We start from the raw sequence: 26,946 nt of genomic DNA on the forward strand, positions 1-26,946 counted from the left end.
TGCGCGAGTTTGTTTTGAGAGAGCTCGGCTTGCGCTAAGTATACCCCTGTCATAGAGATTTCGTCTTTTTGTGAGATTTTATCCCGGTCGATCTTGTTATGATGTTTGAACTGGTAAATATGTGAAATGGTTTTCCGATGCCGAGTGATATCCCCCTCTTCCCCAAAGAATTGAGTTGGTTGTCCTTTAACGAACGGGTGTTGCAGGAGGTGGAAGATGAGAGTGTACCAATTATCGAGCGGGTACACTTTCTGGGTGTTTTCTCCAATAACCTGGATGAATTTTTTCGGGTGCGAGTGGCCGATGTACGTAGACTCACTGCATTTACTATCGGTGAGGAACAGAAACAGCACTTTTCTGACCTGCTGGGACAAATTAATAGCCGGGTACTGCAGCTGCAAAGGCGCTACTCCAAAGCTTATGCCGAAGTGCTCTCGGTCCTCGGCAAGCACAATATCCACATTGTCCGGGAAACCCACCTGAATGAGCAGCAGCGGGCTTTTGTCGAAGAGTACTTCCACCGTGAGGTACTGCCAGAGCTGGAGCCTTTTTTTATCGATGAGCGCAATACCATGCCGCTGCTCAACGAAAAGAATATTTATTTTGCAATTACCCTAGCCTTAAAAGGTAACCTGCGGCGCTATGCTGCAATGGAAATTCCAACAGATACCCTATCACGTTTTGTGGAAATCCCGGCGCGCAAGGGTAAGCGGGAAAAAGTTTATATTGTTTTAGATAATATAATCCGCGCATGTTTGATGGACGTTTTTCGTCATGTGTTGCCGATTCTCTCCGCCCAAGCTTATATGTTTAAGATAAGTCGGGATGCAGAATTGGAAGTCAGTGAGGAAGTTACCCAAAATATTGTGGATCGCGTTGAGCGCTCACTTAAACAGAGAAAATATGCGGACCCGGTGCGCCTGGCCTATGATGCGGAAATGCCCAAAGCACTGTTGGGGTTAGTGAAGAAAAAGTTAAAAATGGGCCGCTATGATAGCTACACCCCAGGTGGGCGTTACCACAACTCCAAAGACCTGATGGGCTTTGCCAGTGATTCGCGCAGTCACCTATACAAGCGCATGGCACCACTGCCTACCCTGCCGGTCAATGAGAGTATCTTTGCACAGTTAAGGCTCAGCGATCAGCTTTTCTATTATCCCTACCACGATTTTCGTGCGATTACGAATTTCCTCGCCTCGGCTGCTATAGACCCCAAGGTCAGGGAAATTCGTATCAGTCTGTACCGGGTTGCAAAAAACTCACGGGTGGTGGCTGCATTGATCAATGCGGTGAGAAACAATAAAAAAGTGATTGCCGTAGTTGAGCTGAGGGCGAGCTTTGATGAGATGGCCAATATCCACTGGTCTCACGAGTTGAGGGAAGCCGGAGTACAGGTGGTCTACGGAATACCGGGGCTGAAAGTACATGCCAAGCTGATTTCTGTGGTGCGGCGGGAGGAGGGCAAGAATCGCTTTTATACCCATTTGGGCACAGGTAATTTCAATGAAAATACCGCACGGGTTTACTGTGACTTTAGCCTGCTGACCAACAATCAGTCGGTTGGCCGCGAGATTTACAATGTTTTTGAGTTTATGCGTTCCCCGGATAAACAGCCTGTTTATAGAAATATAATCGTTTCGCCATTTAATCTGCGCACATCCCTGGAAGAGGCCATCGAGCGGGAGATAGAAGCTGCCAAGGAAGGGCGTGAGGCGGGGCTGTTTTTTAAGTGCAATAGCCTGGTGGATAGCCAGGTGATTGAGCAGCTTTATAGGGCCAGTGCGGCGGGTGTGAAAATTAAATTGCTGATTCGCGGTATGTGTTCGCTGATTTGTGAAACTCCCGGATTGTCTGACAACATCCAGGCTATTAGCCTGGTAGATAAATACCTGGAACATGCTCGAGTGTACATTTTCCACAATGGTGGTGAAGAGATTATGTGGATGTCCTCCGCCGATCTGATGAAGCGCAATTTAGACCAGCGGGTGGAGGTGACTTTTCCGGTAACCAATCTGGAGCATCGCAAAATTATCAGGCAGATTATGGATTTACAGTGGAGCGATAATCAGAAAGCGAGAATTTTGGATGCCACGCAGAGTAATACCCGCCTAGCCAATAGAGAGGGGAAAAATTGTCGGGCCCAGGATGCTATATACAGTTATCTGAAGCACCTCGGCCAGGAAGATTAATTCGGCATGGGGACTGCGGAAAGGATACCAGGGCAAAGTAGCCTTTATTTCTATCTGGTGGTAACTAATGAATGCCTGGCCAAGTTGCTATCGCACTGGGCTGAAGCCCACCAGTTTGCCGCGGCTGAATGAGAAACGGTAGCGATGTCCTATGCGAAGCTGCTCGTCACAGGGAGATTGAATAATCATGCGCGGATACTGTGGGGTAACGACCCAAGTTTGGAAGTCATTACCGGGGCCGCGTCCGATTAGATAATAATAATCCCCTCTTCTGCAAAAGGCACTCGGCGCACAGCGCTCGCTGCCCCACACATAGGCCAGTACATCGTATTGCATGGGTATACTGGTTTTCTCTTGGAATGGCTGAGATTCACTGCCGGTAAAGGTGTAGAGGCTGTCGAAAGGGATCTGGCGAAACCCTTGCGCAGGGGTTGCACAACTGACTACTTGAGGCTTTCCGGTGATGCGGGCGTGAGGGGGCGGCGCCTTTTCCTTACCGGGGATAGTCATTTCGCTGGGCAGATAACCGCAGCCGCTGGCCGACAATAGAGCCAGGGCCGCGAGGGTTGCGGCCCATGCAAATATGCGCACTGTTCACCTGTTCGAATTGTGGGGGCCTCCTACCAATATAGCCATAGATTGCGCGCTTATTTGTTACGTGCGATGGCCGGAGCGCGGCGATGAAAGCGCCATTTGCGCCGGTAGGGGAAGGCACTTTCCACGTGTCCGGCGCGGATTCGGTCCTGCAGACGTCTCCAATAACGATAGTCGTAGAGATCGCTGTGTAGTCTTTCAAAAGCGGCACGTGCGGTGGGATTACCAGAGAAGAACAGACGAAATTCCTCCGGGAAGACATCCGCCTCATTCACGGTGTACCAGGGTTTATCCGCCAGCTCCTGCTCGGGAGTTTGCGCCTCGGGAATCTTGCGGAAGTTGCACTCGGTCAGCGGGCACAGTTCGTCATAATCGTAAAAAACCACACGGCCGTGACGGGTCACACCGAAGTTTTTGAGGAGCATATCGCCGGGGAAGATATTGGCTGCCGCCAGCTGTTTGATGGCATTGCCATACTCCTCCATGGCCTCGCGGGTTTCCTCTTCACTAGCATTCTGTAGGTAGAGGTTGAGGGGTTCCATACGCCGCTCGACATAGAGATGCTTGATGATCACCCATTTTTCATTAATGACCAGTTTGGAAGGCGCTACCTCCTGTAGTTCGCGCAGTAATTCTTCGCTAAAGCGATTGCGGTAGAAGATGAAGTTGGTGTACTCCTGGGTATCGGCCATACGTCCAACCCGGTCTGAGCGGGATACAAATTTGTACTGCTCCCGCACAATTTCTTCCGTAACGGTTTTGGGTCGATCGAAGCGGTCCTTGATGACTTTGAACACCACAGGATAAGAGGGCAGGGTAAATACGCTCATCACCATGCCCTTGATACCGGGGGCTATCACAAACTGGTCGCTGCTTACCTTCATATGCGCCAGGATATGACGGTAGAACTCCGTCTTGCCGTGCTTGTGGAAACCGATGGAATTGTAAAGTTCCGACTTTTCCTTGAGCGGCATAATGGTGGAGAGAAAGCGTACAAAACGCGAGGGGATGGGCGCATCCACCATAAAATAGGAGCGGGTGAAACTGAAGATAATACTGGCGGAGTCGTTGCTGTGTAGCAGGGTATCCACAAAAATACCGCCGCGACCATTATTCAGGCAGGGCAGAATAATAGGTACCACTTCGCCATTGAAAATCATGCGCCCTACCAGATAGGCGGCCTTGTTGCGGTAGAAGACTGACTCCAGCATATCCACACGCAGCTGTTTCTCATTCTCCAGGTTGGCCAACGGTGCTTCGCGCAGAACCGCACAGATATTTTCTATATCTCGCTGCATATTTTCCCAGGGGGCGGAAAAACTGAAGTCTTTGAGGATGTCCTCGATCATACACTCGAGTCCATCGTGCCCGCTGTAGCTGATATAAATACTGTAATCCCGTAGCGGTTTGTCGTCCGGTGCGCGTGAGGGTTTGACGAAAATATTTCTGTCGTGAATATCCGCGTGCTGGAACTGGCTGCAAAACACGGAATTGAAGAAGGTTTCTGCGATTTCGTAATTACTGTGACTGGCGATTAGCTGGGCGTAGGTGGCGCGAGCATCTCTCCACAGTTCCAGCTGGCTGGTGTCTTTACTGGTCACCGAATGTACTAGTTTGAGCACCTGGTTGACCTTGGTTTTGTACAGGTCAATCCGCTCTTTGTTGGCCTCATGGACGGCCTGCCAGGAGGCGGTCTCAAAGCGCGCCTTGGCGCCTAGAGTGATGTTCTGGTAGTCTGCGAAATACGCATCAAAACCATTCAGGATGGTCTTAGCGATGCGGCGGGCGGTCGGTGAGTGATTGGTCATGCACTAGACTTGGTTTTTGGGTTACAGGTTAAGCATTTGCCTGGGGGAGTTGTTTAGGGCGGCTGACGGGAGTATCCCGTGCCTTTCCTGATTCTACCGCCACGGCGCTTGCCGATCTCCCCGCGGCAGGGAATAAGCGGATAGTAGCACGGCACGCCGGAGTACCAATTGAACGATTGGATCAGTAGTTTTGTCTTTTTCTTTGCGGTGATCGACCCGGTAGGCACCCTGCCGGTATTTATTGCGGTCACTTCCCGCCACGCCGAATGGCAAAAACGTAAAATTGCCTGGTTGGCGGTATTGGTAGCCACCTGTATCTTGCTGTTCTTTTTGTTGGCCGGCCAGTTCCTGCTGGAGGCTATCGGTGTACCGCTCTCCGCTTTCCAGGTAGCTGGTGGCGTGGTGCTATTCTTATTCGCTCTCACGATGATCTTTGGTGATAGTAAGCCTGAGCAGGAGATGGAAATTGTCCGCGAGGGCCATGAGACCGCCATATTCCCACTGGCGGTGCCCTCAATAGCCTCGCCGGGTGCCATGCTGGCGGCTGTGGTACTTACCGATAACCACCGCTTCGATATGATGCACCAATTTAATACTGCCACGGCCATGCTTGCGGTATTGGGCATTGTGATTGTCCTATTGCTTACCGCAAATTGGATCTATCGCTTTATTGGAGATGCTGGTGCCAGTATTGTCAGCCGGGTGATGGGACTAATCCTCGCCTCGGTAGCCACCACCAATGTATTGCTGGGTATACAGCAGTTCTTTTCCATCTAAGCCGTCCAAGCCTGGAAGAATAAATACCCCGAAAGTCAGTCGGGGTATTTACAGGAATCCACTTATCAAGCCTATTTGAACACCATCCAGGGGATTACTCTTTGCTCAGAGCCAAGACGCTGCTGAATAATTGCATTGCAGCAAAAAAGAGCCTCCCTATGCTTACTTATTATTTTGTAAATCAGGAGATCAGCCGACCGAGCAAAGTTTCTGACTTACTATCTGGAGTGCTCTCGGGTTTATCGGATTAACCTAAAGATGAGAAACTCTTAAGGGAAAATATGAAGTTTCTAAGGGGTACTTATTTGAATTGGGTGAATTGGGAGATGGAACTTTCGTGAAATTTCTCATTGCAAAAAAAGTAATGTACTCAGTTGGAGAAGTTTGAGTCGACGGTTTTTAGCAGTCGATCAATTTGTTAAAAGGGGTGTGGCTATCCTAGTTTCTGTGGCAACGATCAAGCCATTGTTGGCTATTTAACCATTTTTATGCTTCCGCTGGTCTAGGCGGGTTGGTGAAGGAACTTCTGTTTTCTCACTCATACAGGCTTGATTGCTATTTTTCTGACTATCCTAAAAATAATGATTTTGCATAATAGATACCCTTAAAGTACTTTTAAGTCGTTACGAAATGGCTACTTGGTTAGGTAAATCCGGCAGGCTGCCAATTTAAAAGCACTTCTTACCCAGAATGTCCCATGTTAAGTGAGAGGGTGTCATTTACTGCTTTAGGGGAAGCATTTATAACGGTTAGGTTTATTCCCGCGCGCCAGGATTATGAAAGAAAGAATAATAAGACAGCGGTTACTGAATCTGTGGCATGCTGCTTTCAAATCTTGGTACTTTCGTCCCGTTTTCTGTGCTTTCTTTCTTCTCTTTCTCTATGTGGCTTTTTTGTCCAATACTCCGGTATGGGCACATACGCCCCTGGATGTAGCTGTTAGCGAGAATGGCGAAAAATCCACCGGTCTCCATGCCATATGGCATGACGAGAGTGGCGAGAGCGATATTGATAGTGCGCGACAAGCCTATGAATTGGGAGAGTTTCGCACTCTGGAGACGGCTGGCTCAACCGGCCTCAGTGCCGGGGCCTTCTGGTCTCATTTTGCTCTTCGCAATCGTGACAGCCAGCCGACAACCCTACATATCGAGTACGTTGATCACCAGTTGGTCGGTCTAAAGGCTTTTAGTAGGGAGGCCGCTAGCGGTGATCTCTACCGCGAGATCAGTCACCTCTCTATATATGAGCCCTTTGCTAGCAGGCAGGTGGCCCATAACCGCTTTGTTTTTCCAATTACTATCGCACCAGGGGCCACCCAGGAGTTGATGGTGAGGTTCGATGTTGGTGATTTGGGGGTGGCATTCCCAAGTCTGCGTATCTGGAGCCCCCAGGCATTGCAGCAGAATAGTAAGGGGGAAACCAGCCTGATCGCTTTCCTATTTGGGGGTTACTTCCTCATGGCAGTCTTTGCCCTGGTGGGTGCCATCGCGATTAAGGAAAAGATTCTCTATATCTATTCGTTTTACTGTGCCAGCAAAATTCTGGTGTGGGGTACGGTGTTGGGATATACCCATCAATACCTGATGACAGCCAGCTCCCACTGGGGTTACGCCTCGCTGAGTGGGGCTGTGGCGATTATGGCTGGGCTTGTTTTTGCGCGGACATTTCTCGAAACCCGTCAGTTCACTCCAAAATTGGATTTTCTTTTGCAGCTGATGATGCTCAATGCCGCTTTCCTGATCGGTTGCGTGTTACTGGAACTAAAGGCTCTCTCGCAGATCTCCATGATTATCGCACTGCTGTGTTACCCAATAGTGGTACCCATCGCTATGATTCGCTGGCGGCAGGGGGAAAATGCCGCTGGGGTATTTGCCCTGGGTTGGACCACTCTGGTACTGGGATTACTGGTACAGGCAATGCGCGATCTTGGCTTTGTGGTGCACAACCCGGTCAACTATTACTGGCCGCCAGTGGCCTCCTTTGTGGAGATGTTGGCGATTATGGGTGCGATTGGTTTGATGGTGCAGCGCTTGCGTCTGCAGAAAGATAGAGCGGAAAAAAAATACCTGCAGCAGCTGGAAATTTCCAAGTCCGATCTGGAGGAACTGGTGCAGTCGCGCACCAGAGAGTTGGAAGCTGCCAAGATCAGGGCCGAACTGGAAGCGCGCACAGATCCCCTTACCGGGATTCACAATCGGCGCAGTTTTTTTGAAGAGTCTAATCTGCTGCTCAAGCTGGCTCGGCGCAAAGGGATTCCCCTGGGCATTTTGATGCTGGATATCGATCGTTTTAAATCTATTAATGATCGCCACGGCCATCTAATTGGCGATCAGGCCCTCTGTGCTACCGCAAGGGTGATTTCTCAGCATGTGCGCGAGGTAGATGTATTTGGTCGCATAGGTGGTGAAGAATTCGCGCTACTGGTCAGTGCTGATGGTCCGGGTACATTGGTTATCGCCGAACGAATCCACAGAGATATCGCCAAAATTATTATTACGTCCGCGCAGGGACCGGTGCAATTTACCGCTAGTATCGGAGTGGCCCAATTGCGAGGAGAAGGCGATGTATTGGAGTTGTTACAGCATGCCGACAATGCCCTTTATCGAGCCAAAAGAAGCGGGCGCAATCGCGTGTTGGAGTATGCCTGTGTAGAGTCCTGAGCTACTGCACGTAGGTCACGGCGTTCAGTACTCTGAGGCGAACGTTATCCGGCAAGGGCACTAAGCCAATATTACCGGCTTCCTTCTGGGAGTTTTGATTCAACATAAATACCAACATTTGTCGCAAAGCCTGAGCGATGTTGTCATCCTGATTGGCGTAGAGCAGCAGCCAGGAAAAACTGGTAATCGGGTAAGCATTCTTGCCCTTGGGATCCCAAACCCAGGCGATCAGGTTGGGTGCGCCGCTTATTGGTAACTTGCTGTCGGGAAATTCCACTTCCTCTAAAGCTGCCGCACCACTTTCAGCATTGGCCTCGATAAACCTGCCTGAACGGTTTTCTAAAATCGCTAGGGGTAAGTTTACGATTTTGGCGAAGCCGTGCTCCACATAGCCAATGGCCCCTGGAATTTCCCGCACCTTGGCCGCAACGCCCTGGTTGCCGGGTGCCCGTTTGAAGGTTGATAGCCTGGGCCAGTCGGGAGTACGGTCGAGCCCAATATTTTGACGAAATTCCTCACTGACAGCGCTGAGGTGGCCGGAAAAAATATAGGATGTACCAGAGCTCTCTGAGCGGGTGACCACGGAGATTTCCGTGCGCGGCAATTTAATATCGGGATTGCTGGCGGCAATAAGAGGGTCGTCCCAGTGGCGAATCTTGCCCATAAAAATGCCCACATAGGCTTTCCGCGACAGCTTCAATTTGTCGATGCCTGGCAAGTTAAACACCAATACCACCTGCCCAGCGGTGACGGGTAATACAACACCACCTTCTTTGACATTTTTTAGCTCATCAATCTCTATAGCGGCGTCGGAGGCGGCAAAATTTACGGTATGGCCGAGAAAATCTCTGATGCCATCGCCGCTGCTACTCATCTCATAAAAAATAAAAATATTGTTTTCACGGTGGGTGAACTGACGAAACCACTCCACATAAATTGGATAGGGGAAACTGGCGCCACTGCCCCGTAGGTTAACGGGGTTTTCTGGTACCTGGGCTTGAAGCTGCAAGCTAAATAGTGGGATGCCAGTGGTCACCACCAGGATGGCTGCAAGGCGGCGTAGCACAGCGGCGTACCTCGATAACATGGGGTACCTCAACTAAAGGGCCGCCAGTCTCTTAATAGAAGCCGGCGGCGAGCCGCAAAAAAAAGGGCTTCGATAAAAAAATTCTAGCAGGGCTGGCGGCTCCGTGTGAAAGTGCGCCGTCCTGATGAAACTAGCTACCCACTTCGCCGCCATCGTCCCGGTAGATGGCCAATACCGAGGGACGCGGCGGCAGCTTGGGTTTGTTATCCGGCCAGCGGTGCAGGGGATGGTCATAGGTAGAATTGAGTGCATCGGCGGGGTGTTGCACAGAGACAAACAGAGTTTTGCCATCGGGAGTAAACTCTGGGCCGCATGCCTCGGCGCCCTGGGGGCAACCAAAGAAGTGTTTTGGAGCGGCGCGTAAGGGGCCCTCTGTGGCCATGGCCCAGAGCCCATTGTGAAAGCCAAAGCTCTCACAGCCGTCTGTGGCCACCCACATATTGCCGAGGGGGTCAAAAGCAACATTATCCGGGTTGGCAAACCAGCCGTGACTGGAAATGTTGTAGCTGGATTGCTGGCCATAGGCACCGCGCTCTAAAGGGTTTTCGGCATTGGGGTTGCCACCCAGAAGAAACTGCTGCCAGCGAAACTGGTCACTAGTGTGATCCCTTACGCCATTTTTACCAGGCGGAGCAATTTCCAAAATATGCCCGGCGGCGTTGCGGGCGCGGGGATTGGCCGCATCCACTCCATCCTCAGCGCGGCTTTTATTCTTGGTCAGCATTACATAGGTGCAGTCGTTATGGGGATTGGTCTCCACATCCTCCGGGCGATCCATGGGAGTAGCGCCCAGCAATGCGGCGGCTCGGCGCACATCAATCAAGACATCTGCCTGGTTGTGAAAACCATTTTTACGGCTTAATGGTCCCTGCCCGAATACCAGCGGCAGCCACTGTCCGCTGCCGTCCTGATCAAAACGCGCCGTATAGAGTGTGCCCTCGATGAGCAGCTTGCGATTGTGGGCCGGATCTTGTGGGAGGTAAGCCTCTTTCGAGACATAGCGGTAAATAAACTGGACCTCGTCGTCATCTCCGCCATAGGCCACCACCGCTTGGCCTGGCTTGCATGCCAGGGTAAAACCCTCGTGTTGAAATCGGCCCAGGCTAGTCAGTTTACGCGGAGTGGACTGGGGATCGTAGGGATCGTACTCCACCATCCAGCCAAAGCGGTTGGGTTCGTTGGGTTCATGCTGGATATCGAAGCGTCGGTCGTAATCCCCCAGGTTGCGGTTGTGGGGTGTTATACCGAAATCGCGATGATTGCGTGCCTCGCGGAGGTCCTCGATCTTGTCGGGGTCACCCTGGAAAGCGCCGCCAAATCCCTCTTCGGCCACCAACACCGTGCCCCAGGGGGTCTTGCCACCGGCGCAGTTGCCAATGGTGCCGAGCACCTGGGTGCCAGAGGGATCTGCAGTGGTTTGCAGGCGCTTGTCCCCGGCGGCGGGGCCGCTAATTTGCATCGGCGTGGTTGAGGTGATGCGGCGGTTATAGGGGCTGTCCAAGACCGGCTGCCAGCCTTTGCCTGCGCGCTTGATTTCCACAACCGAGTGCCCGCAGGCGGCCATTTCTATTGCGACGTGCTCTGCGCTGACACCACGGGTGGCACTATATTCATCGTTATAGCCGGAAAACATCAGGTGCGGCAGGGTATATTCGTGGTTTACACACAGCAGGCCGCGATCGCTATTGCCGCTCTGATAGTGAATATCACCGCGCTCCGCAGGGGTACCCTCTGCCAGTGGCATAAAGGCGATAAAGTCATTGTTGTAGCCAAAGCGTTGCAATTGGCTCTGTGCGGTTAGTTGTTTCGGATCAAACGGCGCAATGTTATCGACAATGGGGTCGCCCCAGCTCAGCAGAATATCAGCGCTATAACCCTGCGGCAGGTGATGGTTGAAATCCAGGCTATGGGGAATTTCCTGGAAAGAAAGATTCTTCTGTTTATGCTCCGAGCCACAACCGGGAATAAAACTGGTGGCGGCGCCCGCAGCAGTGGCACCGCCTATGGCTTTGAGTAGCATTCGGCGGCCGGGATTTTTCGGAAAATCTTTCATTACAGCTGCTCCATTGCAGGAAACCTGAGAAAAAGGCTTTTATTGGACTACTAAAAAATCATAAGGTGGAAATTATTGTATTTTCTGGCTACCTCAACTGGTGACTCATCTATTTAGTTCAGTCTGCTTAGTTCAGTCTGCAGCCAAAAAAGTTATAAGTAATAAATTTTTTGCTTAACACCAAATAAATAATGAATGATATTTCATTTTTTCAGGAATATTCCCAGGCATTTCTGAAAGCTTGATGACAGCTTAAAAAAACCGTCATGTAAAGTTCATAGTCGCCCACTAGTCTGCGCTCCAACCCATAAGCCACTAAATACGCCACCGGCATCAATCGGAGTGGGACGCCATGAAAAATACAACCATCAGTTTTCGATTGCCCAATTCACCCATTACCACACTTGCCGTTGCAATTTTTTGCGTCAATGCCACTCTGTGCGCCAATACCTATGCACAGGAAAACCAGACCCGCTCTATGGAAACGGTGACTGTTACCGCCCAAGCCAGCAACGCGCGCAGTGACCTGGATCGCCAGCGGGACTCCAACAAGCTGGTGGCGGTACAAACCTCTGATGCCATCGGTGAGTTGCCGGATGCCAATGTGACCGAGGCCCTGCAGCGGATGCCAGGGGTCTTTATCGCCCGCGACCAGGGGGAGGGACGTTTTGTGGGGGTGCGCGGTATAGACCCCAACCTGAATGCCGCCACCATCAATGGCGTGAGTCTGCCCGCCCCGGAAACAGATAGCCGCGCTGTGGCACTGGATGTGATTCCCTCAGACCTGCTCGCCAGTTTGGAAGTATTTAAGACCCTAACTCCAGATATGAGTGCAGACTCCATCGGCGGGGCGATAGAGATCAAGAGTATCAACGCACTGGATTACGATGGCAGCCGCTATAAATTCAGCGTTGAAAACAGTTACAGCGACCTGCAGGAAAAGCACAGCCCAAAATACGCAGCCACCATGACCAATGTTTTCGATCTCGAGGGTGATAGGCGTTTCGGTGTTGCCCTGGCGGTTAGCCATCAGGAACGGGATTTTGGTTCTGAAAATATCGAGACCGATGGCAGCTGGGCACCGCTTGTGGCCGAAGATGGCAGTGAGGGAATCGGCGCAACCGAAATAGAGCAGCGGGACTACACCATAACCCGCGAGCGCACTGGCGTGGCCGCCAATTTTGATCTGGAACTGAGCAGTGATGCACGGATATATCTGCACAGTCTTTATTCCGACTTCTCCGATCAGGAGATTCGCCAGCGCAATTCCTGGAAATTGGATGCGGAACGCGATGAGCCGGAAACGATTTCCAGAAATTCCGCAATTTGGGACGAAGCGGCTCTGGAAAAATCTCTGAAGGATCGTTTGGAAGAACAGGAAATTATTTCGACGGTACTGGGTGGTGAGCACAATTTCGAACAATGGGGTCTGTCCTATGCGCTGGGCTATTCCCATGCGGAGGAATCCGAGCCTCACCGTCGCGATACCGACTTTGTTCTCGAGCCACTACGCCTGGGTTATGTGGAAGCCGATAAGACCCCGCGTATGGCGGTGGGCCGTTCCGATGCTGAAAAAATATTAGACCCCGCTAATTACCAGCTGGACGAGCTGGTGATTGAGGATAACTTCACCGAGGATGAGGAGCTGAGTGTACGCTTGGATTTTTCCAGGGAAATAGAGAGGGGAGATTATGCCTCAACCGTGCAGTTTGGCTTGCACGAACGCCAGCGAGAAAAAAGCGGTGACCTGAATGCCAGTGTTTATGATGGCTTTGGTGGTGACTTTACGTTGGCAGATTTTGTCCGCAACGATATCGACTACGGCCTCGATACTTTTGGGCCGGGAGTTAATCCTGGCAGTCTCAACAGCTTTATCAATCGCAGTATCGCCAGTTTTGAATTGGATGAAACTGAAACCGCGCTCTCCTCTGCGCGGGATTATAAGATGCAGGAAGATATCAGCGCACTCTATGTGATGAATACCATCGAACTTGATCGCGCCCAATGGGTTTTTGGTGTGCGTTATGAGCGCACCGATTTCAGTGCCGAAGGGATGCGTGTCATTGAATCCGAGGAGCCGGTACCCGATGCCGATCCTATCGCTGATGAGGTCTATGCAAGTGCGGTCAACTTCCAGCGCGACTACGATCATTTCTTTCCCAGTGTCAATTTCAAGTTTGACTACAACGATAATATTGTTCTGCGCGCAGCTTACACCGAGTCCCTTTCACGTCCCTCGTTTGGTCACCTGAATCCATCACCGGCTAAAATTGAGTACGACGATGGTGAGCTGGAAGTGGAAGCTGGCAACCCGAATTTACAACCCTACGAATCCCGCAACCTGGATATCTCCGCGGAATATTACGCGGACCACCTGGGTATGTTCTCCCTTGGGCTGTTCCATAAAGACATCGACAACTTTATTGTGATATCCGATGTTTCCCTTAGCGCGGACTTGACTCAGTACATCGGCAACCTGGCAGTGGAAGAAGCTGAGGTAATGCAACCCATCAATGGTGATCGGGCACGAATTAACGGTGCTGAGTTGGCCTGGACACGGGGTTTTGATAACGGCTTTCTCTTGCGCGCCAATGCGACATTTACCGATTCCGAGGCCCGTCTTGGCCTGGGACCGGATCGTCAGCGTAGTGACAAAATCTCCCTGCCTTCCCAGGCCGACCTGGTGGGTAACTTTATTGTCGGCTATGAGCGCGATGACTTCAGCTTGCGCTTGTCCGCCGCTTTCCGCAGTGAGCAACTATTGGAGGTGAACATGGAGGATGCCTCTCGTGATCGTTACGAAGAGGATCACCTACAATTGGACCTCTCCGCTCGTTACCGTTTCAGCAACGGCCTGCAGCTGACATTCACCGGGGTGAACCTCACCGATGAACCCTACTATGTACATCACTCCGGCTTTAACGGCCAATATGAAGAATATGGCCCGACCTACGCCTTAGGGCTGAGTTACAGCACTTTCTAATGAGGCCGTTTCTAAAGTCTCTTTGAAAATAATAGCGCAGTTGCATGCGCAATTTACCGAACCCCGCACAGGCGGGGTCTATTCTCTGAAATGTAACTGCTACCCATGAACAAGCTGCGTTTTATTTTTGCAATCACTCTCTGCATCTCTCTGTTTTATGGCTGTGGTCATGAAGTGGATTCTGTTTTACGCATTAAAAAAGCACTACCCCAACAGGTCATCTCACTTGGGGCAATAGAAGCCGAGCAGATGCTGCCGGTACAAGTGGATGGTGAGGATTATTTACTACTTGCCAGTGAGCGCCGCGGTTTGATTTTAATTAACCCCTTTGGAGAAATAATCGCCGCTCAAGAGGGGCGGGTAGAGCGCTTGGCAGTACAGGCTCTGCCTAATAAAAATTTAATGGTAGCCTCATATGACGAGGGCCAAGCGCAATTAAATTTACATGAAATTAGACCCACCGAAGGTGAACGAAAACTGGATTTTAGGCTACTGAGTAGCCAAAAAATGCATGCTTCGCAAAGTGCCCTGTGCTTTTCTCATCAAGAGGAGCGAACGCACTTATTTACTATCGGCGAGGATGGCATAGGCTACGAATATTTACTTTTACCGGCCCAGCAGCAGTGGCAGTTGCAAGAAATGCGCCCGCTCTATTTTGGTGAACAGATCAATGCTTGTGCAGTGAATTCTAAGACACAACATCTGTTAGTCTCCCAACCGCCTATCGGCATCCTGAGTTTAAATGCCAATGCGGAAAAAGATGAGCAACGTGAATTGGTCCTAAGTGGCCAATGGCTCGGTGAAGACTTTGGCAATCTGTGGCTCGATACCCAAAATGAAAGTTTGTGGTTGACCGCCGATGATCAGGTACGTCGCTACAGCTTGAACTCCCTGAAAGAGGAGCCGGATTGGCACCTCCATATTGATGAAAGCCACACGGTAATCTCCCCATTGTTATTAAACGGCCAACTCTTCGCCCTGGATGATGGCAGAGACCAGCTGCTGATCTTTGATCAGGTAGATTCCGATTCCTTGTCCTCAGATCTTTCGGTAACTGCGACAGAGAGTGATAACTCAATCGTTAGTGTCTTCGCCCGCAATCAGACAGAGCCTGTGCAATTATTGGGGGATGCCGCCGATGATCCAGCAATTTGGGTGAACAAATCCCGGCCGCAAAATAGTTTAATTTTGGCAACTGATAAAAAAAGTGGTCTGAATGTCTACGATTTATCAGGAAAGTTGCTTGAGCACTTCCCTGTGGGACGTGTGAACAATGTAGATATTCGCAGTATTGATCACCCCCTTTATAGTGCAGTGGCGGCAGCCTCCAACCGTTCTATCCCAGGTGTGAATTTATTTGCCATCACATTTGAGGGGCGAATTGAGCACCTGGGCCTGCGTACAATAGATTTACAAGATCCCTATGGCTTGTGCCTGCAAAAAACCGATAACCGGCTTTTCGCCTGGATCTCGGATAAAGACGCTGCCTTGCACCAGTTTGCTATTGAACTTGATCTAATTCCCAGCGAATTTAGCTTAAAAGAAGAGGCAGAGATGGCTGTGAATAGTCAAGTTGAAGGCTGTGTAGTGGATGATGAGCGCCAAACTCTCTTCTTCGCCGAAGAAGATCGGGGAATCTGGTCATTGGATCTTGTAAAGCAGCGGAGTGGTGAATCCCAGCCAAGGTTGCTTGCCGAAGTGGATGGGAAAATCCTTGCAGATGATGTGGAAGGTCTGGCCCTGTACCTGATGGAAGATAGTGGATATCTGATCGCCTCCAGCCAAGGCAATGACAGCTATGCGCTATTCAGCCGTGATGGTGGCACCTTTGTTGGTCATTTTCGTGTAGATGTGAATATGTATACCGCCATTGATGGTAGTTCAGAGACCGATGGCCTGGACGTTACCAGCGCGAACCTGGGACCGGAATACCCAATGGGGTTACTTGTTATTCAAGATGGCAGAAACCGCTTACCCAATGCCCCACAGAATTTTAAATTAGTTGGTTGGGATTCTGTGAATGAAGCACTGAGTTTAAAAACCCTTGCGAAAAAGTAGCGGCATTTCATTGAAAGGCAGTGCTGTTCTTAATGGAGTGATCTCGTTTCAGATGAGATTTTTTCTGAGAGTACTATCCCTAAGTCTGTGATAAGTCTCAGAATCGATAGCAGCATATAGGGTGAATTATTGTTATGGCCCAAGGCCGAAAACGTTCTACAAGTAGCCCGCTGAAATTATTAAGAAGGGATGCTTATTGAAGTTTTTCGTTTCTCTCTCGCTCCAAAATATTGCCAATTAAGCTGGCTATTAATATTCCAATTAAATCCCCGCCTAGGTCGAAATAATCAAAGGTTCTTGAAGGTAGAAAGGCTTGGCTTATTTCTTCCGCTAATGCGAACAACAGTACAGCCAGAACAACGTAGTAAACTTTAAGTTTAAAGAAATCTACACCATTAAACCTAGTGGCAGCTGTAGCTAAAAGAGAGAGAAAGCCAAACAGAAAAATATGACCTAGCTTGTCCCCATAAGGGATTGCTGCAACGATCGTAAAGAAAATACTATTACTGCCAGTATCAGCTAGGTATATTATCCAAAGGATAAACGTGAAAAAAGTAAGGGCCACTAAAGCCAGGAATTTGTGCATTGGGAAAATTTTAAGTATGTATAATCAAGTTAGAAGAAAAATACTATGGTTCGATCTCTAGGGAGGTACGGATTCTACTTGCGATCATATAAGTATACATTTAAAGACTGTTTGAAGAGCTGGATTGTTTAGTACTTTTCGGCAGAAAATGCTCAAAAAGTAACTTTGATTGACTGGCCGCATTGTAAGTCCGACCATTGAGTATTTAGATCCAAAAGGAGAGCTTTGATTTCTAAAAACTCTCTTTCTGACACTGCAGGCTGTGTGATTTTCCGGGAAGTACAGGCTTCACCTACAAGATATACAAAGTTCTCGTGATCCAATGAATGAGACCATAGTAAAGACTGTAGGGATTCGACCATGGATTCCGTCTGCCAGACCTCAATCTTATCAGCAACCTCTTTGGAGGACTCATTGTGTTCGAGTTTAAAGCTAATGTTGGCACCAGCTTTGAGTTGTCCATAAAAGGCGCCATTGATGTTCAGTGTTTTTTCGACTACAAAGTGGATCATATCGTGTGGCGCAATACCTTGTTCGGGCATTTTTGTCTCGGTTGAGGAGTGATCATTCCTGGTGCATTTGAGAGTCCCGTACTTCCCTGAGCCTTTGGTAAAGGTAATTTCCATCTTATCCATTCCTTAAATAATAGAAAGTAAGTGTTTAGTACCAGAAGCGATAAAAGCAAGTTATGTGGTACTTTTTTGATAGTTGTTTCAGTATTGGGAGTTCCTATTTATTTTCTTATAGTACTAATTTGCGAATTAACTACCCTGAACACCAGTGAAATAGACAATGATTATACTATCTTCAGATCAATGGGAAAGCCATGAATAGTGGATTAGGTACTCCACAGTTTCTAAAAGACGGTCTGTCCCAGCACAAATAGGAATCCTGTAATTATAAGAACAATACCTGTCAAAATTCCACACTTGACTCGACGTGCTTTAGAGAATGCCCTTTCTCCAGTTATAAGAATGGCTGTATTTTCAGAATCCTCAAATTTTCTGGATAGTACCCAGTTGTATAGAGAGATAGTGTTTCCCAAGTCAGCAAAAGAATACCCTGAGGGGCTGCCAAGTTTTCTCCAGGTTTCTGGGGCAGAGCTTTTTAGAAGCTCGGCCAACTGTGGGAATCTCAAATTAAAAATGCAAATAGCTAAAATAACGCAGCCTAAAATCACGATAGCCATATTGTCGCCTCTCTTCTTTGAGTATTCTAAATGGAATGCTAGTTGGTTTCTGGATAGAGCTAAAACTCTTAGATCCAAGCGCTAGTCAGCTTCAAAACTGAAATCCAGGGATATACTCTGCAGCAATTTGATCGACAAACTGGATAGGTAATCCGCCAAGCAAATTTGTAAGTACAACTATAGATAGTTTATCTTCCGGATAGTAAATCATAGTGACTGCATTGCCGCCACTAGCACTAATAGCGCTATGATTTTCTCTATTGATAACTTGCCAGCCCATGGCATAACCATTCTCAAAATCATTAAATCCAGCGGTTTGGTTATTCTTTAAGGTCACTGGTGTCCAAAGTGAATTGAGATTTTTGATTAACTTTCCTTCCTGCAAGGCAACAAGATAATGTGCGATCTCTGTCGCTGTTGAGCTCATCCCAGCTGCTGTTTGCATGATGTAGGGAAACTCACCATAAAAATTCCTATGTTCACCCTTACTGCAATCATAAAGATATTGCCTTGCTTGATTAGCAATGGGTCGTGCCATATGTTCAAAACCAGCAGTGGCTGTCAATTGCATGTCGACTATTTTAAGTTGATTATCAGTAATAAATTTTTGGAAACCACCCTTTACATATTTGTCAATTATCTTTCCTATAATGACATAACCCGTTTGGTTATAATCGAATTGCGTATTTTCTTCGAATCGGACAGGTAGCTCTTTGACTTTCTCCCATGAGGCATCAGGGTTGCCGCGTACTAATAGATCGGCCTGATATCCACTCAAAATCTCGGGTAAGCCAGATGTGTGCGCCATCAGATGTTTTATTTTCATCGACTTCCATGATGCAGGTATATCTGTGAGATGTTTTCCAATCTGATCATCTAGTGAAAGATGTCCTTGCTCCACTAGCTGTATAAGGGCAACTCCCGTAAAAGCCTTGGTCATTGAGTTGATGGGAAATAGGGTATTTACCTTTACAGGAACATTATCCTGAAAGTTAGATAATCCATAATTACCCTGCTTGATGATTTCACCATTCTTGACAATGGCCAGTTGTAGGCCAGGGATATGTCGCTTATCCATGATGTCCACAATAAGGCTGTCTACAGAGTCCGCAGTTGCTGGGAGGCTATAGATAAATAGTAAGGTTGATAAAATGATGGAGTGTTTTCTGGTTTTTAACCAAAGGTTATGAGTCATGATGCAGCGTCCCTTTGTGTTCTTATATTCCATTATTTATGGGGTTTAGATGTTCAATTGTTCGGTAAGGTTGTTATCTTGCCATAATTTATCAAAACCTTGACGCTTTATTGAGCGATTGTAATTACTTGAAATCTAGATACTCACATGGAAATTCCACATGGCAATTAGTTTCAACTAAATTGAAAATAAGGGAGGGTAGGTGATGGCCAGTTATTATGTCTACAATAATCTTGGTTCCTGCTGAGTTGTACAATGGATACCTCCGCCGCCAGCTGCAATACCGTCAATATTGACCTGTACAATATCGCGATCCGGAAAAATCTTTTGCAATTTTCGCTGGGCTGCTGTATCTGCATTAGGATCTCCGAACTCAGGAACAATAACTGCCCCATTGCAGACATAAAAGTTAATGTAGCCAGCGGCGAAATCGGCATTGTCAAACTGCTCTCGAACAATTGATGGTGCCTCAAGTACGACAATCTCTAGTTCCCGGCCACTGGCATCCGTCGCTGAGCGCAGCATCCTCAGATGCTGTTTTGTTGCGGCATGATCGAAAGAGTTTGGATCGGGATCATAGCCCGCAACAACCACACCTGGGCGCACGAAACGGGCATAAAAATCTGTATGTCCATCGGTGATATCCATGCCTTTAATGCCGGGTAACCAGATAATTTTCTCTAGGCCAAGAAGCCGTTTTAGCTCATGCTCGCATTGTTGCTTATTAACACCAGGATTGCGGTTATCGTTGAGTACACAACTCTCGGTTATGATGGCGGTGTCATGCCCGTCCACCTCAATTCCACCACCTTCGAGAATCAGGTTAGTCTGGATACAAGGTACTCCAGCGTATCGAGCCGTGAAAGCAGCGACTTTTGCGTCATTGTCAGACACCTGCTTTTCACCCCAACCATTGAAGTTGAAGTCAATTGCCGCTTTATCACCGTTTTCATTAACAATAAAAACAAGGCCTATATCACGCATCCACAAATCATCCAGTGAACAGGCAATTAGCTCAACTTTATCCCCCATTAACCGGCGGGCTATCGGCAGTTCGGCTTTGCGGACCAACATTGAGACGGGTTCGTACTCCGCAATCGTCAGGGCAATTGTCGCCAAGTTGCGCTGGACTTCCGGTAAGAGTTTTCGCCCCCAAATTTTATGGCTTGCACCAAAGGCCATCCAAGTACGCAGGTGAGGCTCGCCCTCATCGGGCATGTACCAGGTACTTTTACTATTCATTACTGGAAATGACTCCTTTGTGCCACTCAGTAGAGAGGCTGCAGTTAAGGCACCTAGTGCCTTAACAAAATTACGACGGTTAGTCATTGTGTGATATCCCTTCTAAATACAAAAACGGTGCTTTCTGAGATGATTAAAATGATATCCGCTTAACTAACCCACAGTGGTAATTCATGCATGCTTGCCACTTTTGTAGCTGCCAATAATTCAAAATAAGTATAAAGTTCGCAATCATCATAAAAAAGTAACTCGATACTTCTTAAAATACACAATTCAGAATCATCTGTATTTGAAAGTGTTGGCCAGTGACGTTTTTTACCAAGAAAATCAATTTCAAGTGGAATAAAGTTCACGAAATGCTTAGCTACCTTGGTTCTTCTTTCATCCAATATCGGGTTTAATAGTTTATATGGTTTCCCTAAGCTGTTCCATGAGCAATCATATGAGCAGTAAGGCTCTTGCTGAGTAACGTTAAATGATAGATTTAATTTCTACTCTAATGCTTTTTTTTCAGCAGATGCCAAAACTATTATTGTAAGTCGTTGTTGGAGTTCCTACCCAGAAGCCAAACATTTTGTGGTTTGCCTAAATTACTTAAATATGCTCAACAACAGTTTGCCTTGAGACTTGAGGCAAAACTATAGCCGGTGGATTGTGCAGGCTATGGAGTAGGTATTATCAAGGTTTTTTGAAGGGGCTAATCCCTACAAATTCTCTTCTGAACCAAACCAAATTCTACATTAGCCCAGCATCCACAGGGATTATTCGAAGTGGAGCAACTACCAACTGTAAACATACTACCCTGATGATTGTATGGTGCTCGGCATTTCCCCTCGCATTGCACCCCACTAATACACGGTTTTTCAGCATCATTGTATTGCACAATACACATTTGGGTGCCGTTCATACAAACCTGGCGAAGCTCACCCCCGGCAGAATCACATGATTCTGCGGTTTTAATCTCTGAGAGCTTATTGGTAACAGCCGCTTTCTTTGAGGTATCCATCCATTGCTTCATTGCAAAGAGCATTAGTAGAACAAGAGTCAATGAGAAAATAGCTCGAATCATAGGGTGATACTCAACACTTAACCAGTGAGCAAAATCCACAGTATTTTGTCCCACTGGAGTGTTTTACTAGACCTTTATTCGAAGACATAGATGACCTCACCAATAATACGATCACTGGAAACATAGCCCCAATATCTACTATCTAATGAATTATCTCTATTGTCACCCATAAAGAAATAGCTTTTTTCAGGTACAACTATCTCGTTCATATCCTTAGACGGTAGAAGGTTCATTCGTTGAATTCGATAAGTAATGCCGCTTAGCTGCTGCTCGTAGACTGTTAGTTGATCTGTTTCATACAACTTATCAGTAGTAAGCAGAGAACCATTAATGGTGATGTTGTTGCCTCTAATAGCTATAGTATCTCCTGGGAGCGCAATTAATCTCTTAACAAAAGTAATATCCTTATGGGGCGGGTAAAATGCATACAATTTCCCTCTCTGCATGAGTTCAGGCGAGGTAATCTCCTTGCTGTCTAAAGGGTATCCGAGTGTTCCATAGGTTCCGTAACCAAGTTTCTGAATAATGATATGATTTCCTGGGTTTATTGTTGGTTGCATTGATACTGAAGGAAATAAGAATGGTTCGTATAAAAAAGATCGAATCAGAAATACCGTTGTAAAAAAAGAGATACCAATAGCTGGAATACCCCACCACTTGGAGTACCAAGCCCGTTCAATAGAATGCTCATAATTCTTTACTATAAAAATCGCATGAACAGGACATACTATTGAAAAGGTGGTTGAGAATAGAGTTTGATACTTCCAGTCAACTATTGAAGCAGTGACTGAAAGTAGGAAGTAGAGCCAAAATAATTTTGGTCTATTTAAGTAGAGAAATGTGAATGCTTGTAGAAATACTCCTAAGAGTATTGCTATCCATGCCTTCGGCTTCCAATTGATGTTCAATTTTATCTCTCCATTTAATAGTCATTTTATATAAGGCTAAGTGCACCCTGGAAGCAAACCAGTCGGTGGGTTTTTATCACATGATGTATGGTTCTGTTATAGGAATTGCTACAGGTCAGCCGGATGATTTACGCCATCATAGGTTGGTATATTCTCTAATTTTAGAGGATTTATACCTTCCAAGAATGCCACATTGAAACCAAATTGACTGGGATTAGATCGCCTTTGGTGATGCGTATAAATACCGCAGATTCCACAAAAATAGTGTTTCGCCGTTTTGGTGTTAAACTGATAGAGTTTTAAATACTCTTTCCCTTTTAGGATATTAATATTCTCTAGGGGTACTGACGCGACGATTGCTCCCCTCCTGCGGCACATGGAGCAATCACAGCGCCGAAGATCGACAAGCCCTTCTGGTAAATGCAGCTCTATTTCTACGGAGCCACAGTGGCATGAAGCCCTATGTTTAGCCTGGATTCTTACCCCATCAATTTCCTTTCGATTCACATTCATTATTTCTTTCCTTAGATCATATAATCCTGAGCTTTTCGGCTAAAGTTCTAGGCTCCGCAAATCTAGATCAGCTCCGCTAGGGTGGAACAAACTAGATTACTTTTTTCTCTGAATTATTTAGGCCATTGGATTTCAATGTAATAGTTATTAAAGTCAAGATTGTTGTACCCACCTTTGAGCTGTGTATACATACCTCTTGGCAATCCCTCAACCTTGATCTCAATACCAGACTCCGGGAATTTACCCTTTGCATAGATTTCTATAAATCTTCTTGCCAGCTTATGCCCATCATGGAGATGCTTTTCCGGCCAACCCACTAGGCTAATGTCGGGCATTCCAAATGTTCGCATTCCCCTTGAATGTAACCAAATTCCATCTTTCTCTGGAGAGTACATTAGAAAAACATGTTTTTGTGGAGAAGGTCTCCGTGGTTCAAAAAAAGTATCTGACCACTGATCAGGTGTGTAGAGCCTAGTGGTTTGAAAGTCTATTACAGAAACAACCCCCTTTTCTGTAATGGCTTTAATAATACCAATGGTATTTTTTAGGTACTTAAGTGATTGTACGTCCTTAAATTCACCTGACACTATGGCCATGCTGTTAGTTTGTGTTGTTTTTCGATATAACTCCGGTGATTGCGTTTTTAGTAATTGCCCCATTGTTCCTGTCAGAAAGCCTTCGATATATTCTTTTTGTTTTGGGGTAGACTTGTTGTAGAATACGATATCGACCCCTTCTGGTATTTGGTCGATATTATGATCAACTTCCGACAGTTTTAATTCTGAGTTCTCGGCACCAAAGATGGCAATAAATATGAACGCAGGTTGAAAGGGTTTGGTGTAATAATCACGCCCCCAGGTGTTAGCTTTAACGTCTAACGGGTACGACATAATAAAAATCCAAATAACAGCTAGAGTTAATCTCATCTAAATCCTTTAGGGTAAAATATTTCTGGTTATTGCGAACGGTTCAATACCTAGTCCTCTGTATCTAATATTAAATACGAAGTAAAGCGTATATGAAAAATTCTATAGTTTTCGAATCGCTCTTAAATAGTTTGTTAAGTGCTAGTCAAAAACTCTTCTCGAAGGCTCAATTTGATGTAGATATCGAGTAAAAGTATCTCTTGGGCGCTCAAGTTTGTTTTCTGCCAGCACTCTAGATGCCATGCCTCTGTGATTGCTACCATGAGTTAATAAATGGATCAGAGTCTCTTCTACGGAAAGCTGCCCTGTATTGCCATCAACAAATCTAAATGAAATAATCCTTTTTAGTTCTTTCTTTGATGTTGATTCTGCATAATGAACTAACCAAGAGTCATTTTTGCTCATTGTATCGCGCAATTCTGATATGGTTGGCGTTTCTAGGGTGTTATCTGCACTATACTTTTCTGGTTCTCCCAAGATTCGACTGATAAAGAGACTGTCAACGACTGTTGTATGGTTTAAAATCCTGACAAAAAATATGGCATCACTTTCGGGAAGCTTTGAAAGCTGCTGCTCTCCAAATTGAAGTAATTCTTCGTTTGCCCATTTTTTATATTGAAATGCATTGAAATACTGCATTTTTCCCCTCTTTATTAGTATTTGTTTTGGAGCTAAAAATGAATGGACTAATATCGCTCAGAAAATATACATCTAGTGAAGACTTCTTTCGCGATTGAATCTACTAATCGGATTCTTAAAATAGCTTGTACGATGTAACTAACTATTTTATACAATCCGGGCAGATTATAGGGCATCCATTCAGATTATCTTTTTACAGTGATCAACCAGGCTGATAGCCTTCCGATCCTCATTGCGGGAAGAATTTTGCACTAATTCCTCTAAAAAAACATTAAATCAATCTTTACATCTAAGTGGTTCGATAGTGCACATCTGAGGATGTCAGAATTGCGACTACTACCTGATAGAGCAATAAATCTACAATTCTTTGAGTTTAAGAGGCGTTCTATCTTTTTGCGATGGCTCGATAAAAAAATTGATGAAGGTGACCTAAATCTTTCAGTAGATCCGGTCATATTTTTTGGGAGTATGTGGGGAAATATGAGTATTGGGGGGGGAGGACGCTAAGGGTATTCCTTAGCGCCGGACGAAGAAGATTTAAATACCTAACTCAGCCCTCAGGGCTGCCATTTTTTGCGCATTCTCTTCTTTGGAAAGCGGGGTGCCGGGGTTTTCTTCCAGCTTTAATTGTTCCGGGGCACTGAGTTTTTCTCCTTCCAGTACGCGCGCACAAAGTTTGCGGTAGTGCTCTACAAATACCGGGTAGGCGATGGATTCTGGGTTGTTGGCGAGAAAATACCAGTTGGATTCGCGCCCGGCGTGGTAAACCGCTGGGTGGCTCCATTTGTGGTTGGTTTTGGGACTGGGGGCATTGCAGGCTTCGCGGTAGGCGGCGCGTGCCTCTGGTAGGCCGTTTTCGCCGGCGGCGCAGAGCTGCAACATTTTGTGCACTGTGGGCAGGTATTCGCTCTGCAGTATCGCGCGCTTTGCGCCCTGCATAATATCCTGGGCTTCAAAAGCGCCCATCGCTTCGAGCCACAGGCGTTTTGCGTGGTGTAGGGTTTCGGTATCCGGAAATGCGGCACTGAACTGGTTGTGATAGTTCAGTTTAAACAACGCGAATACTTCGTTAATCGCGCGTTTTTTTTCGTTCAGCAGCTCCTGATTTTGCGCATTACCAGTTTGTGTCTGTGAGTATGTCGCCGATTGAGCGGTCGCGGGTGCGTTGGTTTGCGTTGTTGTGGGCGTCTTGTGGATTGCCATAAGAGTTTCCTATTGCCAACTTGTTGCGCTCTGCCCATTGGTGGCGAGCGTGACGCACAAATACGGCGTCCCAGCTTTTGCGCGCGGCGTTTTGGCCGCGCCAGTAAATAATAAATTCCGGTACCAGTGACAGGGCGAAGTCGCGGTCTATCTCGCACTGGTTCACCAGGTGGCTCAGGCAGTCGCCGCCGGGCTGCCAGTTGCGGGCTATGGGTTTGGCTACCGGGTTTTTCTCAATACCCTGGCAGTAGTAGGCCCATTCCTCGCGGGCGTATTCAATAAACAGCTCGCCCCAACGCGCGCTGTGGCCACCGCGCTCTGTCCATTTGTAAATAAATTCCGGCAGTAATTCAGCGGCAAAGCGCGGGTTGATCGCCAGGCGCTGCAGCTGCTCCCAGGTGTGTTCGCTGGGTTGCCAGTCACGGGTCATGGCAGTGGGTTTGCGTTTTTCAATAAATGGGGTTTCTTGCTTCTCCCAGTCTTCCAAGATCCAGTCATTGAATTCCAGGTCCCAGGAAATGGATTGCTTGCCGCTGGAGCGGTGGTAGTCGAGGAAACGCTGCAGGCCGCGGCTGACAAAGGTACTGGGTACCCCCTCGTCGGCCAGTTTGCGCAGAGTGTCATTGTTCGGCTGCCAGTTATCCGGCAGGGCCTGCTTGCGCTGGGCGGTAGCGCGATAGGCCTCCCACTTACTCTTTACCTGGCGCAGGAGCAGGGAGCCGAAGGAGTGACGTGGCTCGGCCCGTTCGCGCCAGTAGGTGACAAACTCCGGTAGCTGCTCCCGCACAAAGTGTTCCGGGATACCCAGCTGGCTGATGCGCGCCATGGTTTCGGCATCCGGCTGCCAGCTGGGGGCAATGGTGTTAGCGCTGCGGCTGGCTGGCGCCGGAGAGCGGCTCGATTCCGGGGGGTGAGCCTGGGCCGTTGGGCGGCGATGTTCACTGGGCAGGGTGAACTTGAGGACCTCACTGCTACCGAAAGGAGCTGCGCCGAGCATCAGGGCACCCTGATTGCGCAGGCTGGTGGCCACCCGCTGGATATCTGCCGCCTGCCAGAAGGGCAGCAGTAGATAGAGCTGCTCGCCGGTGGCGGTAAACCAGTCCCGCCCGGCGTAGGGTTCTGCGGGTAGGAAAGGTGTCAGGTCGCCCAGGGCGGTGAGCAATACCGCTTCCTCCAGGCCAACAGTCGCGGCCAGAGTCGGGGAGATACTCAGGGGTCTTTCGGGGAGCAGGGGGTGTTTCATGGCGCGATAATAACATTCCGGCGT

Annotated in this window: 21 protein-coding genes; 5 read left to right on the top strand and 16 right to left on the bottom strand. The window is 47.8% G+C overall.

Translation table 11 applies throughout. From position 1 onward, the window contains the following. Positions 1 to 137: 137 nt before the first annotated feature. Positions 138 to 2,189 carry a polyphosphate kinase 1 gene (gene ppk1 / locus LC073_RS00965; RefSeq protein ID WP_226642405.1) on the top strand — a complete coding sequence of 684 codons (2,052 nt, stop codon included), beginning with the start codon at positions 138 to 140 and terminating at the stop codon, positions 2,187 to 2,189. 87 nt (positions 2,190 to 2,276) lie between these two features. On the opposite strand, the gene LC073_RS00970 is transcribed toward ppk1, so the two are convergent. Both LC073_RS00970 and aceK read right to left on the bottom strand, forming a co-directional pair. Continuing rightward, a complete protein-coding gene (locus tag LC073_RS00970) occupies positions 2,277 to 2,780 on the bottom strand; it encodes a hypothetical protein (protein ID WP_226642407.1) in 504 nt (167 codons plus the stop codon). Between the two features lie 56 nt (positions 2,781 to 2,836). Continuing rightward, positions 2,837 to 4,591 carry a bifunctional isocitrate dehydrogenase kinase/phosphatase gene (gene aceK, locus LC073_RS00975; RefSeq protein WP_226642409.1) on the bottom strand — a complete coding sequence of 585 codons (1,755 nt, stop codon included), beginning with the start codon at positions 4,589 to 4,591 and terminating at the stop codon, positions 2,837 to 2,839. A 168-nt stretch (positions 4,592 to 4,759) separates the two neighbouring features. On the opposite strand from aceK, the gene LC073_RS00980 reads away from it, so the two are divergent. Together LC073_RS00980 and LC073_RS00985 are read left to right on the top strand one after the other, a co-directional pair. Then, positions 4,760 to 5,368 carry a MarC family protein gene (locus tag LC073_RS00980; RefSeq protein WP_226642411.1) on the top strand — a complete coding sequence of 203 codons (609 nt, stop codon included), beginning with the start codon at positions 4,760 to 4,762 and terminating at the stop codon, positions 5,366 to 5,368. Positions 5,369 to 6,261: 893 nt separating this feature from the next. Next, positions 6,262 to 8,028, top strand: a complete 1,767-nt coding sequence (locus LC073_RS00985; protein WP_226642413.1) for a diguanylate cyclase — start codon at positions 6,262 to 6,264, stop codon at positions 8,026 to 8,028. A 1-nt stretch (position 8,029) separates the two neighbouring features. Here LC073_RS00985 and pstS read toward each other — a convergent pair whose 3' ends face one another. Next, on the bottom strand, positions 8,030 to 9,115 hold the full coding sequence (gene pstS / locus LC073_RS00990; RefSeq protein WP_226642415.1) for a phosphate ABC transporter substrate-binding protein PstS: 1,086 nt from the start codon (positions 9,113 to 9,115) through the stop codon (positions 8,030 to 8,032). A 130-nt stretch (positions 9,116 to 9,245) separates the two neighbouring features. Beyond that, the gene (locus tag LC073_RS00995; RefSeq protein WP_226642417.1) at positions 9,246 to 11,168 is read right to left on the bottom strand and encodes a PhoX family protein; all 1,923 of its coding nucleotides are present in this window, start codon (positions 11,166 to 11,168) and stop codon (positions 9,246 to 9,248) included. Positions 11,169 to 11,520: 352 nt separating this feature from the next. Here LC073_RS00995 and LC073_RS01000 point away from each other — a divergent pair, with 352 nt between their 5' ends. Both LC073_RS01000 and LC073_RS01005 read left to right on the top strand, forming a co-directional pair. After that, positions 11,521 to 14,151: a TonB-dependent receptor gene (locus tag LC073_RS01000; RefSeq protein ID WP_226642420.1), complete on the top strand. Its 2,631-nt coding sequence runs from the start codon at positions 11,521 to 11,523 to the stop codon at positions 14,149 to 14,151. A gap of 105 nt (positions 14,152 to 14,256) precedes the next feature. Next, positions 14,257 to 16,209: a phytase gene (locus LC073_RS01005; RefSeq protein ID WP_226642421.1), complete on the top strand. Its 1,953-nt coding sequence runs from the start codon at positions 14,257 to 14,259 to the stop codon at positions 16,207 to 16,209. Positions 16,210 to 16,402: 193 nt separating this feature from the next. Here the strand turns inward: LC073_RS01005 and LC073_RS01010 are convergent, their stop codons facing one another. From LC073_RS01010 to LC073_RS01065, 12 genes are all read right to left on the bottom strand, one after another. After that, on the bottom strand, positions 16,403 to 16,795 hold the full coding sequence (locus LC073_RS01010) for a VanZ family protein (RefSeq protein ID WP_226642423.1): 393 nt from the start codon (positions 16,793 to 16,795) through the stop codon (positions 16,403 to 16,405). Positions 16,796 to 16,947: 152 nt separating this feature from the next. Continuing rightward, the gene (locus LC073_RS01015) at positions 16,948 to 17,421 is read right to left on the bottom strand and encodes a hypothetical protein (protein ID WP_226642425.1); all 474 of its coding nucleotides are present in this window, start codon (positions 17,419 to 17,421) and stop codon (positions 16,948 to 16,950) included. A gap of 230 nt (positions 17,422 to 17,651) precedes the next feature. Continuing rightward, complete coding sequence (locus LC073_RS01020; protein ID WP_226642428.1) at positions 17,652 to 17,984, bottom strand: hypothetical protein; 333 nt, start codon at positions 17,982 to 17,984, stop codon at positions 17,652 to 17,654. A gap of 91 nt (positions 17,985 to 18,075) precedes the next feature. Next, positions 18,076 to 19,179 (bottom strand): serine hydrolase domain-containing protein, encoded by a 1,104-nt coding sequence (locus tag LC073_RS01025; protein WP_226642430.1) that lies wholly within the window; start codon positions 19,177 to 19,179, stop codon positions 18,076 to 18,078. A 222-nt stretch (positions 19,180 to 19,401) separates the two neighbouring features. Continuing rightward, entirely contained in the window at positions 19,402 to 20,421 is a 1,020-nt protein-coding gene (locus LC073_RS01030) for an agmatine/peptidylarginine deiminase (RefSeq protein ID WP_226642432.1), read from the bottom strand. Positions 20,422 to 20,570: 149 nt separating this feature from the next. Then, the gene (locus LC073_RS01035; protein ID WP_226642434.1) at positions 20,571 to 20,774 is read right to left on the bottom strand and encodes a hypothetical protein; all 204 of its coding nucleotides are present in this window, start codon (positions 20,772 to 20,774) and stop codon (positions 20,571 to 20,573) included. Between the two features lie 790 nt (positions 20,775 to 21,564). Further along, complete coding sequence (lepB, locus tag LC073_RS01040) at positions 21,565 to 22,398, bottom strand: signal peptidase I (RefSeq protein ID WP_226642436.1); 834 nt, start codon at positions 22,396 to 22,398, stop codon at positions 21,565 to 21,567. Positions 22,399 to 22,506: 108 nt separating this feature from the next. Next, positions 22,507 to 22,911: a GFA family protein gene (locus LC073_RS01045; RefSeq protein ID WP_226642438.1), complete on the bottom strand. Its 405-nt coding sequence runs from the start codon at positions 22,909 to 22,911 to the stop codon at positions 22,507 to 22,509. A 113-nt stretch (positions 22,912 to 23,024) separates the two neighbouring features. Then, the gene (locus tag LC073_RS01050; RefSeq protein ID WP_226642439.1) at positions 23,025 to 23,801 is read right to left on the bottom strand and encodes a hypothetical protein; all 777 of its coding nucleotides are present in this window, start codon (positions 23,799 to 23,801) and stop codon (positions 23,025 to 23,027) included. Positions 23,802 to 23,978: 177 nt separating this feature from the next. Next, positions 23,979 to 24,476, bottom strand: a complete 498-nt coding sequence (locus LC073_RS01055) for a DinB family protein (protein WP_226642441.1) — start codon at positions 24,474 to 24,476, stop codon at positions 23,979 to 23,981. A gap of 537 nt (positions 24,477 to 25,013) precedes the next feature. Beyond that, positions 25,014 to 25,679, bottom strand: coding sequence for a replication protein P (locus tag LC073_RS01060; protein WP_226642443.1), 666 nt, complete (start codon positions 25,677 to 25,679; stop codon positions 25,014 to 25,016). Then, positions 25,591 to 26,922 carry a DnaT-like ssDNA-binding domain-containing protein gene (locus LC073_RS01065; protein WP_226642445.1) on the bottom strand — a complete coding sequence of 444 codons (1,332 nt, stop codon included), beginning with the start codon at positions 26,920 to 26,922 and terminating at the stop codon, positions 25,591 to 25,593. The genes LC073_RS01060 and LC073_RS01065 overlap by 89 nt, the downstream gene beginning before the upstream one ends. Positions 26,923 to 26,946 lie beyond the last annotated feature (24 nt).

It is taken from the genome of Microbulbifer variabilis, from assembly GCF_020524905.1.
Lineage (GTDB): Bacteria > Pseudomonadota > Gammaproteobacteria > Pseudomonadales > Cellvibrionaceae > Microbulbifer > Microbulbifer variabilis_A.